This is a genomic window from Microcoleus sp. MON1_C5 (genome assembly GCF_036701875.1).
Classification (GTDB): Bacteria; Cyanobacteriota; Cyanobacteriia; order Cyanobacteriales; family Microcoleaceae; genus Microcoleus.
Genome location: NZ_JAUBRN010000050.1, coordinates 12,252 through 26,710, shown reverse-complemented (window position 1 = coordinate 26,710; position 14,459 = coordinate 12,252). Strand labels below are relative to the sequence as shown.

Genomic DNA, 14,459 nt, shown 5'->3' with positions numbered 1-14,459 from the left:
CTCTGTTAAATAGTATAGCTGCTGGTGCAATTGCTCCCGAATTGCCGTAGGCGAGCGCTTGCGAAAAGATCGCCTTTTTATTCCTCATTTTTGAGGGCGCAGGTGTCTTTGCACCCCCAACTAATTTGAGTCTTAATTGTCAGCTACAACTTAAAGATCGAAGGAGACTTTGTACTTGGGATCGCTTGGAGGAACATTACGATTCACTAAGTCAGAGACTGTTTTGGTATTTTGGATAATTTCCCAACCAACCTCGGAAAAAGTTTCCTTATTGAAGACTATAGGCGATAACAAAGGATTAGTTAAAGCTTGGGAGAAAGCATCAATGCCAATTATCCGTGCTACTAAAGGCGGAATTGCTGAATTTTTCCGGACATCTTCAGCGTACAATCCGACAAATAGTTCAATCTTATCAACATGACCGTACAACTCTTTTAATTTCTGTTGAGCGTATTCGTCACCCGTAATTTGATTGAAATCAGTCACCCTGGGATAACCACACATTTCGCGGTAATCGTTATAACTGGCTAACTGCGCCTGCCGTCCGAGTTTAACAGATGCTAGTTCGGTAGCATCAATAAATGTATAGGGTGTTCCTGCGATCTTAAAATCAGGTGTGTTAAACAAACCAATTCTAGTGCCTGCTTGGGAACAAGTTTCTTCCATCAATGCACCCAACCCTTTATCGATTAACATCTGATTATTCCAGAGGGAATCGTACATGGATGTTTCTTTGCCGTCATAGATAAAGGTTTCAGGAACCGCACTATGCCAGCGATAGACAAAACTAAACTCAATCGCCATCCAATTTTCTCGATACCAACTTTCCTTGGTAAAAGCTTCCGGATCGGCAAAGAACCTAAAATTATAGGGCGTAATGTGGAAAATGTACTCTTCCATAATGATATTGAGAACAATCACCATGAGAATATTTCTCGCGGTTTGGAAGAGCCTCTCATCGTCCCATTCCGGATAGCTTTTGGACAAAACATCACAAATTCGATTATGCTCCCTGATACATAAAGTGTTGAGCATGACATAGCCAATTTGGACGTTTGCCCGTTCAACTCCCATTGCAAATAGCTTGCCTTTCTTTTCGGGGGATTGTCTTTTCTCATCATTAAGGGGTGCATGAAGACCTTCAAATTGAGGATCGATAATACCCTGCTCAGGATCTGCATAATAAAAGAGTGGATACTCTTCTTCTACGCCATCTTTTCGCTGGAGTTTTTGGGTTTTAAATTTACCGTCTTTGAAAGCTCTGAGCATATTTGTTTGTTTGCGGGTCAACCCGTAAACATTACACATATCAATCTGATGGTTGGAGGTATTTTTGAAGCGGTTTTGGTGATCTATCCGGAGAAAACTATCTGTAAACCACTGCACCCAATAGGGAAACAGCAGAGTCGATTTTTCCGAATAAATGGTTTTTCCGTCTCTTTTTTGGAATAAGGTCTTTACTTTGTCCAGTGGTGGTAAATTTCCTTCTTTGTTAAATTCCGGATCGGGAGGTAAATGTCGCCCAGTATAAGTCTTGTCTGTAAGTGAATCCCAAGAGATATAGGTATCAGTTTTCTTGGGAATATCTGTCCCTGGAATTTTGGGGTCTAAGCCCATTAAGCTATAGGGAAGCGGGCGAGTCGGAAGTTTGTAAATGATGCTATTGAGAAAAAATTTGTTTAGTTTACGTTTTAGAGGCTCGTAACTTTGAACTAAGTCCCAAATTGGTTTGAAATGAGTCAACGTATATGCTAAAGCTTTGTTGCTCAATCCATCTCTAGATGTATCTCTTGTCATGATTCCTTTTCCTTTCGATTGTTGTAGATTAGGTAGATTACAAAATTTTCTGATATTCGGTTCTGAGAGTTTGATAAATTTTTATCATTTTTCTCGATTTTCAATTACTTTGGAGAGAATCTTTTGCAGATTCTTAGGCCGATAGTCTTGGCTTTTTTCCAATCGCTGGATCACGCTTTCATGAAGATCCTCAATGGTATCCCCCACCTCGCGCCACTTGATTCCTGCCCATTTGAAGAACCCAGGATCGTTTTTAAATGGAGCCTTATAATCAGGCTTGATATCCTCAATGGCTTCTGGCTCGAATTCAAGCTTCAATTCAAGGTGACTGATTTGATCCAACATCCACTTCAAGACAGCATCTGATAACCCGCGGGATTCTGGCGTACCACCGCCGATGCAGCTATGCTGGCCTGGAAACCAAACTTGACGAAGCTTCTGGTTCGGGGCATCAGGATTTTTCTTCATCGGGGTAACATCAAAGACTTCGCGAATTTCGTCGATCGCAACGGCGTGCAACGCATTCTCAATATCCTTATTTAAAGTGATGTCGTGGAATTTGTACCTTGTTTTGAGCTGTCCCTCAAACTTCTTCAAGGCGGGTACAAGAGGAATACCAAGGGCTCCAACGGTGTCGAAACAACCAAGCAAGGTAATTGGGACGCGCTCGCCCCGATCTTTGCCGTTTTCTTTGCGGAACCTCTTTGCTTCCTCATCATTTGGTTTAATGCTTCGGTTACGGTAAAGCTCGTAAGCTTCTGATGCCTTGGTAACATAACGGCGGGATAGGAGACCGGAGCAATAGATCATCCCCGCTAGACTCCTGACTGTGTAAGCACCGCGACTGAACCCGAATAGATAGATTTCGTCACCGCGATCGTAGTTGAAAGAAAGAAAACGATAGGCATCTTGTATATTTTTATCAATTCCCAGCCCAGTGACTCCGCCCACAATCTTGTTACTGTCCACTCCAATTCCCTCGTCATAAAACACGATCTGCGGAACCCCCTCACTGGCTGTCCGTTTCACGGCCTGGGCAAGCTTAACCACATTAGTTGGGCACTGAGTATCTAGTTTGTTCCAAGTTCCATCACAGCAAACTATCAGACGTTTCCCTGGTTTCGTCATTTTTATATTCTCTCTTTGAATCTGAAATTTGATAGCGACCTGTCATTGGTAATCGGTTACAAGAGAATTGCCACTTCCCATTTTTCTGTCACCTCACGCGATCCCTCATAATTTCTTGCTAGACCAAATTGTTATCTGGCTGGGCAATCTTGAGTTATTTCGATTCTCAGGATATTAGTCCTTAAACACCATCTAGTCTAGTTTGCTGTATTAAAATGTTAATTTTATTTATATTTCTTAAACAAAAAACAGCGTGAAATCCTAGCTTTGGTTCTGGGAAAAGGCTCGATTCTCTTAAAACGTAAAAAATTTAGAGCGTGAAATAGTAGCTTTGGTTCTGGGAAAAGGCTCGATTCTCCTAACAGGAGTAACGAGCGGATGCCATAGCTAACAAACATTTAAACAGATTTACGCTCTGCTTGGTCAGTTTTTAGAACAGCTATATCTTATCGATTTGTCACTTAGCTGCAAGATAATGGTGACGTATTGGCCGAACACATAACAGGTTTGGACTATGTTTTGGATTAAAATTTGTTGCAGCGACTCTCCGATTTTCTGCGATGTGCTTGAAGTTTTTAACAATCTGTGGGCTTTTCTGGTTTCTCGATCGGTAAATTTGTGCGAAAATTTCCTAGCCGCGGTTTAAATTGAAACGTCCCAAAGTGGGGACGATCGACCGCAGCGACTGGCTACGAGGTTCTCGCACCAAAACCAAAGGCAGAAGGGCAATCAAGCGAACACCAGCCGAGAGGGCAAACACTGCTCCCAAACTCATGCCAGGAAGTTCGGCAAGAAAGCCGCCGGCGGTAGTTCCCAAAGCCCCAGCTACTCCCGAAACTGCTGCGGCGATCGCAAAATAAGTCGAAGGTTGCTCGATCGACGCTATCTCCATTTGAATATTGTTAGTACACAGCCCGATCGCGCCTAAAGTCGTTCCCCCCAACAAGTGCAGCAGCGGCAGCCACACCCATAGAGCAAACGGGTAATTGCCCGTACCCAACCACAACAAAGGCGTTACCGCTACCACCAGCCCAACCGCAATTAGCAGGGGGCGATTTCCCCAGCGATCGGCCAACTTGCCCCAAAACATCAGCAGCAGTAGATTTGCGCCGGAACTTAAGCTGGTGTAAATCGTTACCAAACTCACATCCAAGCTTAAATCTTTCAGCAGGTAGATATTAAAAAAAGGCGCGCTGAGATTGACAGCAAATGTCCACACACTGAAGTAAAGAATAAACATTAAAAAATTAGAATCTTTCAACACAGAAGGCACAAAATCTGTTACTTGCTTTTCTTTTTTCTCTGTAAGTCGATCGCTCTCTGCATCTTTTTTGTATACCTGGGGATTCACATCACCCATGAAGGATTGACACCCCAAACTAATCATTCCCGCCAAAACACCCACAAATAAAACAATACCGTAGCCAAAAATTGGGCCGCCGTCCCAAGTTGACACTCCCAATCCCATCAACGGCACTCCCAGCAAAGTGATGAAGCTGACAGCACTGTTGCGAAAGCCAAAATAGCGTCCCCGCAAGCGCTGAGGAACCACAGCAGCCATCCAACTGAACCAGCTAGAATTGGCCAAAGCTGCCAGCACACTAGCTGCTACGACTGTTACCAGCGTCCATTGCAGCAGTTGGTGGAGGTCTGGGTGCTGGGAACCCCAAACAATTGCCACCGCGAGCACCAGCCACAGCAGCCGCGACGCCCCGAATACTAATAGGTTGTACCAGCGGCGGCTGGTTGTGCGGTCTGCGATGTAGGCTCCTAGTGGTTGCAGGAGATTTACCACCATCGGAATAGCAGAAAATATACCTATTTCCACGCTGCTGGCGCCGAGTTGCAGCAAGAAGTTGCTCAGCAGCACGCCGGTGGTCGCCGACTCGAAGATAGTGGCAAAAACGCCGTCTAGAGTTGAGGATCTCAGGGTCGATCGAACGTCTTTTTTAGAAAATTTGAGAGCTGTTTTTGCAGAGAGAACAAGCTGAAATATTTTCGGGTCTACTATTTCTGGACTCTGAAGAGATAGAGGTTCATTTAACTCTGCAACTGGTTCAACCATAGTCAATCGATTGTAGATTGTAGATTTTAGATTAAAAACTGTCCAACCCAGGTTTGGTAATGGTTTGAGGCTGGCTGGCCATTAAATTATTTTTCACGCGCCGGTGTAAATAAAATTTAATCTTTCTGCTAAAAATTGCTGACCTAGCCTGTTAAGATAAAACCAGCCCCGCCTTCAAGATGTGAGCTTGAAAGCTAGACTGGCACTTCCGGGTAATGGTTATTAATATAGATGGCAAGCGATTACTGGAACATCAACCGCTTGGGAGATATAAATTTGCTAATTAATAGTCTAAAAGTAGGTTTTAGCGCTTAACAAGGAAGCGATCGCAGCATTTCGCCTGCCAAAAATTGCTCGAATTCCGCCTCAAACAAGCCGCCCCAAGGGCAAAAGCAAATTTCGCCCCTCCTCGATTCTGCTCTCAAACCTTTGCGGCTAGCTAAATCTATAGAAGGAAGTACGATCGACTTGCCGAGTATAGCTGCTAACGATTTGTACCTAATTCCTGGAATCGGTTTGTTCAGTCCCAGCGCTCACGATCGAGATTCCGGGTTGTTTAGGGAAATCCCCCGCACCTGCCAGTAAGGCTTCGGAGTGGGTTTTTGGCGATGCTCTACGAGGGATCGGCTAACGCACCTCAAAAAAATTGTGGCTGAGATCGGCAACTGGTAGGACAAAATGATTACTTGACAAAAATTACCCTAACTGCTAAAAGTAGCAAACCCTAAAATTAAGCTTAAATGTTTGAGGGGTATTATTGCTACAGCGTGATGTCGAGCATCAGTAAATTTACGGATTCCTGCATTAGATTGTGACAAAAACTCAACCTTTATCCGGGTATACACTGCCAGTATTTGCCTGTGCGGCCGCACTTGCAGCTTTGCGGTGCTTGCGTGAGGGTATCCCGTCTGTTGATCGCGTATCAGTAAATTTACTGGAACCGCAAATAACGGCAGAAATTCCGATCGAACAGGCGTCTGTACTCAAAACTGGTACCGCTTTAGGAGTGACTCGCTCCGATCCGGGGGAAAATCTCGATCTGACTCGCAATACCCCCGTTTGGGCAATGGTGGAATTGGGGAATTGGGAAGAGGGAGAGAGGGATACAGAGGGAGAGAATCGGGGAGAGGGAGAGCAGATTGTGATTCTCGGCGGTGAAGGTATCGGGCGTCACACAGTCGGTGGAGGGGCGGCAATCTATGATTACGCAATGCGGCTGTTGCGATCGAATCTGAGCCGAGAACTCGCACGGGGAGAAAAAATTACTGTCACCCTGATTCTGCCGTCTGGGCGGCAACTAGCCACCCGCACTTCTAACGAAGCTTTCGGCGTGGTAGAAGGACTTTCGCTGCTGGGTACAACTGGCATTTCTCAACCGCTGAGTGCCCCTGGACAGTTGGAAGTTTACCGCGAACAACTGCAACAAAAAGCCGAACTGTTTGACTGTTTGGTTTTCTGCATCGGCGAAAACGGTTTGGATTTGGCGCGACAACTGGGGATTAATCCTGAGAGGCTAGTCAAAACCGCTAACTGGCTCGGCCCGCTGCTGGTAGAGGCCGGATATCAGGGCGTGCAGTCAATTTTGCTCTTTGGCTATCACGGGAAACTGATGAAATTGGCGGCGGGAATTTTTCACACTCACCACCACCTCGCTGACGGGCGCAGGGAAATTCTCACAGCTTACTGTGCTAAGGCTGGGATGCCTGCTGAGGCTTGTTCCGCAATTTTTGCCGCAGCGACAGCCGAAGAGGCTCTCGGGCAACTGCGGGCTTTAGACGCCGAGTTTGGGAGCAATTGGGTCGATCGAATTTACGGCGACATCGCCCGACAAATAGACTTGCGCTCATCGGATTGCATTTTTACTCACACTAATCGGCGCATCTCCGTGGGATCGGTCATGTTCGGGCGCGATCGCAAAATTATTGTTAAAAGTGATATAGGAGATACATTTTTGACCCAAATTTGTTAATGTAGTGTGAATATCCCTGAATTCTGTTTAAAACATCGCTCAGGGATAATATTTAACAAGTAATAATTCTTTGTCCCTAGACCTTAATTATACTAGGTTGCTTGGGGACGCAGTTTTTGACGCCAGAGTTCAATTAATTAGGGTAAGGATTAAAGTAAATCTATGCTTGCCCTCAACCCTATTAATCGACTACGAGCGCTGACTGCAATCTAGTATAAATAAGATTTATTCCTAGCGACTAATGCTTGCTCGCCTTCCTCAGTCTTGTAGTGAAGCCGCGACAAATACCTCCCCTACTTTCTGCCCAATTAGCAATTAGCAATTACGCAATAACCGTGACTACTCAAATAAAAACTGAATCAGACCTCACAAACTCTTCTCTGGGGCAGATCGATCGCCAGATGATCGTGATTCTCGACTTCGGTTCGCAATATTCCGAACTGATTGCTCGTCGAATTCGCGAAACTCAAGTATATTCAGAAGTTATTTCTTACCGGACTACGGCAGAACAGTTAAAAGCTATCAATCCTAAAGGAATTATTCTTTCAGGAGGCCCGAGTTCTGTATACGATGAAAAAGCACCCCACTGCGACCCAGAAATTTGGAATTTGGGAATACCGGTGTTGGGAGTGTGTTACGGGATGCAGTTGATGGTAAAGCAGCTCGGAGGCACGGTTGAGCGATCTAAATTAGCGGAATACGGCAAGGCATCGCTATTTATTGACGATCCTACGGATTTGCTGACAAATGTCGAAGAGGGGAGCACGATGTGGATGAGCCACGGAGACTCCTGTACTGAACTGCCGCCGGGTTTTGAGATCCTCGCTCACACGGACAATACTCCGTCTGCTGCTGTTGCTCACCACGAGAAAAATTTGTACGGCGTTCAGTTCCATCCAGAAGTAGTTCACTCGATCGGGGGAATAGCTTTAATTCGCAATTTTGTTTACCACATTTGCGAGTGCGAACCGACTTGGACGACAGCTACTTTTGTGGAGGAATCGATTCGCGAAATTCGCGCGCAAGTGGGAGATAAACGAGTTTTGCTGGCTCTATCGGGTGGGGTAGATTCTTCTACTTTGGCTTTCTTGCTGCATAAGGCGATCGGCGACCAACTTACCTGTATGTTTATCGACCAAGGGTTTATGCGGAAGTATGAACCAGAACGGTTGGTAAAATTATTTAAAGAGCAATTCCACATTGACGTTGAGTATGTGAATGCTCGCGAACGCTTTTTAGCTCAACTTGAAGGGATTACCGATCCGGAAGTAAAACGCAAGCGGATTGGTCACGAGTTTATCAACGTATTTGAAGAAGAATCGAAGCGTCTGGGCCCCTTCGACTACCTGGCACAAGGTACTCTTTATCCTGATGTGATTGAGTCGGCTGACACTAATGTAGACCCGAAAAGTGGCGAGCGAGTTGCTGTTAAAATTAAAAGCCACCACAACGTGGGGGGTTTGCCGAAAGATTTGCGATTTAAGTTGATTGAACCGCTGCGAAAACTGTTTAAGGATGAGGTGCGAAAAGTCGGCCGGTCGATCGGGCTTCCCGAAGAAATCGTAAACCGGCAACCTTTCCCCGGCCCGGGATTGGCGATTCGGATTATAGGAGAAGTTACCTCCGAGAGACTAAATATTTTGCGGGATGCTGACTTCATTGTTCGCCAAGAAATTAACCGACACGGATTGTACGGTGAACTTTGGCAAGCTTTTGCAGTTTTGCTACCGATTCGCAGTGTAGGCGTGATGGGCGATCAGCGCACTTATGCTTACCCGATCGTCTTGCGATTTATTAAGAGTGAAGACGGGATGACGGCTGACTGGGCGCGCGTTCCTTACGATTTGTTGGAACTGATCTCGAACCGGATTGTGAATGAAGTTAAGGGGGTGAACCGGGTGGTTTACGATATTACTTCTAAGCCACCGGGAACGATCGAGTGGGAGTGATTTGTAATTAGCGATTAAGTAGGCGGACAGATTTTTTTGTCTGTCTACTTATTTTGATTTTGGATAAAAGGGCGATTCCCTCTGGGATAGCTACGCTTCACCAGTTTCAGGGGATGGGGGAGTGAGAAGGGCGAGCGCTTTTATAGAACCCATTTGACATTTTTTACTGTATTGAAGTAAAGTGACTGCAAAATTCGTATCCAGCAGTTAGGCCATACTCTACCAGCCTCAGAGACGAAGAGTGGATCATCCTCGAATCCTTGTTTTTTCCGGTTGTGGCAAGGTAGGGGAAGAGAAGGGGCAAATGCTTGGATAGAGACGTGCAAAATCCTCGTCAGTAATTTTTAGAGAACTCTAGTTGATGCAAGTGCCAAGGTTAATCTTTGTTTTATTACAAGACTTCGGACAGTGTTTGGTAACCAACAGTATAATATGGCTTCCAAGGCGAGTCGGCAATCGAACTACCAAGGAAAAATCAAGGGTTTCAGACTATGAAGTAAAAACTCTCCGGAGTATTGTTATTAGGCTGATGCCGATCGGGCTTGCAGCCGCTTAGATATCAAATGAATTCTATAAACGTTCGCCAGTTGAGCTACGAGCGCACTTTTTAACGTGCTTAGCTTAAACTCGACTCATGTTTTTTGAGGAAAAAGTTTTATTATAATTTAAGCGCACTCAGCAAATAATTTATTTTACGGAGAAGTCTAATGATTATAACAAGAATAACTAAAAGATATCAACAGCAAATGTTGACTTATACTTGGGTGGTATCTTTAGGTTTTTTACTCTTCTCACCTGCTGCTACAGGACAGCCAATTACTCCGTCTCCCGATGGCACAGGAACTGCTGTTAATGCCTCCGGCAATCAATTTAACATCAACGGGGGACAGCTCTCAAAAGACGGCACTAATCTCTTTCATAGCTTTCAGCAGTTTGGACTCAAAGACGGTCAAATTGTTAACTTTATTTCTCAGCCAAATATCCGCAATATTCTAGGGCGAGTTGTGGGTGGCGATGCTTCTTATATTAACGGTTTAATTCAAGTAATAGGCGGTAGTTGTAACTTATTTTTGATGAATCCGGCGGGGATTGTTTTTGGTTCTAACGCTCAACTGAACGTGCCTGGTTCCTTCTTGGCAACGACAGCAACCGGAATCGGATTTGGCAACAATTGGTTTCAGGCAGTTGGCGTTAATGAATACGCTATGCTGATAGGAACGCCAAGCATTTTAAATTTTGGTACAGCTCAGCTAGGGGCGATCGCAAATTTCGGTCAACTGAGCGTACCTAACGGGCAAACGCTAGCTTTAATAGGCGGAACAGTTTTCAGCCCCGGTACTTTGTCAGCACCTTCCGGGCAAATTGCGATCGCATCGGTGCCCGGAGAAAACTTAGTCCGCATTTCTCAAGCAGGCCATTTGCTGAGTTTAGAAATTTCCCCCTCTTCTAATCTAGATTCTGCTTCTGTGCCGTTGAGTCCCCTCACCCTGTCCCAACTACTGACAGGAGGTAGCAGCAACGCTACAGGCGTTACAGTTAACAGCGACGGAAGCGTACAGCTAACGAATTCAGACTTGCGGGTAGAAGCTGGCGATGTGGCGATCGCCGACACTCAGGCAACAGGTGCGAACCAAAATTTAGCAGTGTCTGCTCAAACGGCTACAGTGTCAGCCGCGCGTAACCTGACCCTAGCAAACAGGCAACTACAAACAACCGGTGACTTGAAATTGCAAGCGGGGGAAATAGTCCGTATCCGCGACAGCGCGGCTAACTCTTTTGTTACTAATGCGGGTGGAAACCTAGCCGTACAGGGCGATCGCCAAATAGACATCCAGGCGCGCAATCACTCCCAAAGCTTACTGAGCGCTGACGGCCGCATCACACTTACCAGTAACGGTACTGTATCCGGTGATGCCCTCTTCAGAGCTGGCAGCGATTTCTCAATTGCCACACTTCAAGGTAGCCCCGGCAACTTCGCAAGTTCAGGCGGTTCTACGATCGTCTCAGGCGGAAACGTCTCTTTTGGTAATTACGCAGGCGCTTCTCTGGGAGTGCAAGCCGAAGGCGCGATCGCAGCCGGCGATCTGGCTATCACTTCCGCATCTAGCGATCGACCGCAGTTGGTTTTAACGGCTGGCAACCTACCCACTCCCCTCACTGGAAACAGCACTCTAGCACCCGCCAGTTCTTCACCTGCCAGCATTCAAGTTGGCAATATCGCGATCGCAGGTTCAGTTTTTTTAGGCGCTGCAAACAGCATTCAAGCAGCATCCATTACTTCAAATGGCGGAGATCTCGCGCTGGTAGCGTCCGGGGACATCACAGCGGAAAACCTGAATACTTCAACTTTAACGGGCAATGCCGGCAATATTACCCTCTACAGCACGGGGGGAAGCATCAATACGAACGCCAGCACCTTGAACGCTTCCTCGATAGCCGGTAACGGTGGGTCAATTTTCCTATATGGGACAAACGCGATCGCCACCGGTGGAATTACAACCTCTAGCTTCATTGGAAACGGAGGCGGCGTCACCCTTTATTCAGAAGGCAACATCAGTTCGGGCAACATCAACACTAGCGGAATCAAGGCAGGTGAGATCAGCTTCCTTAGCAATCCACCAAATCCTTCGGTGGAGGTGGCTCCCGCGCTGCCACCAGAACCACCAGCGGTCATACCTTCCCCGGTGCCAGCACCATCACCTGTCCCGCAGCCACCAGAACCACCACCGCTCATACCTCTCCTGCCGTCAGTGAACCAACCTGGCTCTGCCCCGCAGCCACCAGAACCACCACCGCTCATCGTCCCGCAGCCACCAGAACCACCAGCGATCGTATCTCCCCTGCCGTCACCAGCAGCACCAGCAGCAGCACCATCGCTGCCACCAGAACCACCAGGGGTCATAGCTTCCCCGGTGCCACCAAAATCACCAGCACCATCTGGCATTCAGTTCCCTGAACTCGCACCTCTAAACAATGGCTTAGTAAGCCTGACACCGAGTGCCATTCAGTGCTTAACTGAGGAACAATTATTGGAGCAGCAGGCAGGAGTGCCCCTCCAAACTGCCCCGAAAGACTACAGCAAAGCGATCGCCTGCTACCAGCAGAATTTAGAGCTGGCGAGACTCTCCCGCGATGACGCTAGGGAAGGCTACGCGCTCAACAATCTAGGCGCAACTTACTACGCAATCGGAGATTATGAAAAAGCAATTTCTTACCAGCAGCAGCGCTTAGCACAAGCTGAATCCAGGGCCGATTTATTGGGAAAGGGACAAGCTTTTATTGGTTTGGGAGCTGCTTACGGCGCGATTGGCAATTATAAAAAAGCAATCGAATACTACGAGCAAAGTTTGGAAGTAGCGCATTCCCTAAAATCGGCTGATTTAGAAGCGAGTGTCCTAAGAAATTTGGGATTAGTTTACTACGCCAAAAAAGAGTATACAAGGGCAGTAGAATATCAAGAGCAAAGTTTAGCGATTGCTAAACAGCAGCGCGATCGCCGAGGCGAAGCCCTTGCTTTGAGTAATTTAGGATTAGTACACTATTCCCTGACTGATTATGCCAAAGCAATTGAAGAGCAGAAACAAAGTTTAGCGATCGCCTTAGAACTGCGGGATCGCTTCGTTCAAGGTCGCGCTTTAGAAAATTTAGGAATTGCTTACTATGCTGTCAAAAATTATAGTCAAGCGATTGAGTCTTACCAACAAAGTTTAGCCATTGCCAGAGAACTGAGCGATCGTCACGCCCAAGGCCGCGCACTCAGCAATTTAGGTGACGCTTTATACAAAGCAAAGCAACCAGCAGAAGCTATCAAAACTTTATTTTCAGCCATTGAAATTTGGGAATCTCTGCGGTCAAATTTAAAAAATAACGATCTCAATTTAATTTCAATTTTTGAAACCCAAGAAACAAGTTATAGTATGTTACAAGAAGTGCTGGCAAATCAAAATCAGCATAACGAAGCGCTAGAAATAGCAGAGCGTGGACGGGCGCAAGCTTTTGTTAGATTATTGACCAGCCGTTTTTCTTCCCAGTCAGCACAGGCTACCCTAAAATTATCGGAAAATCAAATAAAACCGATCGACATCCAGGAAATTAAACAAATTGCTAAAGAACACAATTCCACTTTAGTTTCTTACTCGATTATCAAAGAAGATGTAGAAGCTGATGGTCAAAGAAAAGTGCAAGATTCAGAACTTTATATCTGGGTAACGCAGCCGACCGGAAAAATTGAATTTCGTCGCATCAGTTTGAAACGTTTGGCTGAAGAAAAAACTTCATTAAAAGCCTTGATTACTCAAGGTCGTTGCTTCATTCCCAGTTGCCTGCAAAACAAGCAGCGATCCCAACCAGCTAGAAATCCCACCGGAACCATGCCTATTGTCGAGCAACGATTTTTAGACCCGTCATTGCAAGAGCTTTATCAACTACTGATCGAACCAATTGCTGACCTTCTACCTCAAGATCCAGCGTCGCGAATTACCTTTATTCCTCATGAATCTTTGTTCTTAGTTCCCTTTGCCGCGCTGCAAGATAGTTCGGGAAAATACTTGATAGAAAAACATACTATTTTAACAGCACCTTCAATTCAAGTCCTGTCTTTAACCAAGAAACAGCAACAGCTTGCTTCAGGAAAAGGTGCGCTAGTCGTTGGGAATCCTACCATGCCAAGTGTTGCCTTTACGACGAACCAACCTCCTCAACAACTGTCTTCACTCCCACACGCTGAAGCCGAAGCGATCGCGATTGCTCAGCTTTTGAATGCTGAACCGCTTACAGGCGACAAAGCGACAAAAGTAGCAGTTTTACAGCAAATAGAGCGATCGCGCATCGTGCATTTAGCAACTCACGGCATCCTGGATGACGTGGAGGGATTGGGCGTACCTGGAGTCATCGCACTTGCCCCAAGCAAGGGTGACAGTGGTTTACTCACTGCTAGCGAAATTTTTAATTTGAGGTTGAATGCCGAACTCGTCGTTTTGAGTGGTTGCAATACGGGTCGCGGTCGTATTACAGGCGATGGCATCATTGGTTTATCGCGATCGTTTATTGCAGCAGGCGTTCCGAGTGTTGTAGTTTCTCTGTGGTCAGTAGCCGACGAATCAACAGCCGACTTGATGGCGGAATTTTATCGGCAGATGCAGCTAACCCCTGATATTGCCCAAGCGCTGCGGAAGGCCATGCTGGTGACATTGGTCAAACATCCTAATCCTGTAGATTGGGCCGCTTTTACCCTCATTGGCGAAGCAGAGAAACGTTAACCCGGAAAAGCTAATTTCCTGTCGTCAAGAGACCTAATACCTGCTCTTACGTACTTAGTGGGCCAAATTATCATTTTTCTGGTGTCTTACACCCCACGTCCGGCCCTTTGATATCAATTCCGGTTATATCGGAAGAATTAAACCACAGAGGACGCAGAGGATACAGAGGAAGGGAAGAGAGATGAATAATTCCGATGAAGGGCGGATTTGATATGACTCTCACATTCAGGTATTTTTGCCCAAGCCATGAGGTTTGCATCAATTTTGAGGAAATAAAAAGTCAACAGTCGTTA

The 14,459-nt window shown here is 46.1% G+C and carries 7 protein-coding genes; 4 read left to right on the top strand and 3 right to left on the bottom strand.

What is annotated here, in order from left to right; genetic code table 11:
* Positions 1–150: 150 nt before the first annotated feature.
* The 3 genes from QUA71_RS21600 to QUA71_RS21590 form a co-directional block, all read right to left on the bottom strand.
* Entirely contained in the window at positions 151–1,797 is a 1,647-nt protein-coding gene (locus QUA71_RS21600) for a peroxidase family protein (protein ID WP_333288125.1), read from the bottom strand.
* Between the two features lie 84 nt (positions 1,798–1,881).
* The gene (locus QUA71_RS21595; protein ID WP_333288123.1) at positions 1,882–2,925 is read right to left on the bottom strand and encodes a DUF2235 domain-containing protein; all 1,044 of its coding nucleotides are present in this window, start codon (positions 2,923–2,925) and stop codon (positions 1,882–1,884) included.
* Positions 2,926–3,556: 631 nt separating this feature from the next.
* Positions 3,557–4,990: an MFS transporter gene (locus QUA71_RS21590; RefSeq protein ID WP_333288121.1), complete on the bottom strand. Its 1,434-nt coding sequence runs from the start codon at positions 4,988–4,990 to the stop codon at positions 3,557–3,559.
* Between the two features lie 429 nt (positions 4,991–5,419).
* Between QUA71_RS21590 and QUA71_RS21585 the strand changes: the two genes are divergently transcribed.
* The 4 genes from QUA71_RS21585 to QUA71_RS21570 all read left to right on the top strand — a co-directional run bounded on the left by QUA71_RS21585 (position 5,420) and on the right by QUA71_RS21570 (position 14,166).
* Positions 5,420–5,575: a hypothetical protein gene (locus QUA71_RS21585; RefSeq protein WP_333288119.1), complete on the top strand. Its 156-nt coding sequence runs from the start codon at positions 5,420–5,422 to the stop codon at positions 5,573–5,575.
* Between the two features lie 226 nt (positions 5,576–5,801).
* Positions 5,802–6,959, top strand: coding sequence for a cobalt-precorrin-5B (C(1))-methyltransferase CbiD (gene cbiD, locus QUA71_RS21580; RefSeq protein ID WP_333288117.1), 1,158 nt, complete (start codon positions 5,802–5,804; stop codon positions 6,957–6,959).
* Between the two features lie 335 nt (positions 6,960–7,294).
* A complete protein-coding gene (gene guaA / locus QUA71_RS21575; RefSeq protein WP_333288114.1) occupies positions 7,295–8,908 on the top strand; it encodes a glutamine-hydrolyzing GMP synthase in 1,614 nt (537 codons plus the stop codon).
* A 707-nt stretch (positions 8,909–9,615) separates the two neighbouring features.
* Positions 9,616–14,166, top strand: a complete 4,551-nt coding sequence (locus tag QUA71_RS21570; RefSeq protein ID WP_333288113.1) for a CHAT domain-containing protein — start codon at positions 9,616–9,618, stop codon at positions 14,164–14,166.
* Positions 14,167–14,459: the final 293 nt, after the last annotated feature.

What these genes read in the sequence shown, in the direction of transcription:
- QUA71_RS21600 (WP_333288125.1), bottom strand. Translation starts at nt 1,797, where the DNA reads ATGACAAGAGATACATCTAGAGATGGATTGAGCAACAAAGCTTTAGCA.
- QUA71_RS21595 (WP_333288123.1), bottom strand. Translation starts at nt 2,925, where the DNA reads ATGACGAAACCAGGGAAACGTCTGATAGTTTGCTGTGATGGAACTTGG.
- QUA71_RS21590 (WP_333288121.1), bottom strand. Translation starts at nt 4,990, where the DNA reads ATGGTTGAACCAGTTGCAGAGTTAAATGAACCTCTATCTCTTCAGAGT.
- QUA71_RS21570 (WP_333288113.1), top strand. Translation starts at nt 9,616, where the DNA reads ATGATTATAACAAGAATAACTAAAAGATATCAACAGCAAATGTTGACT.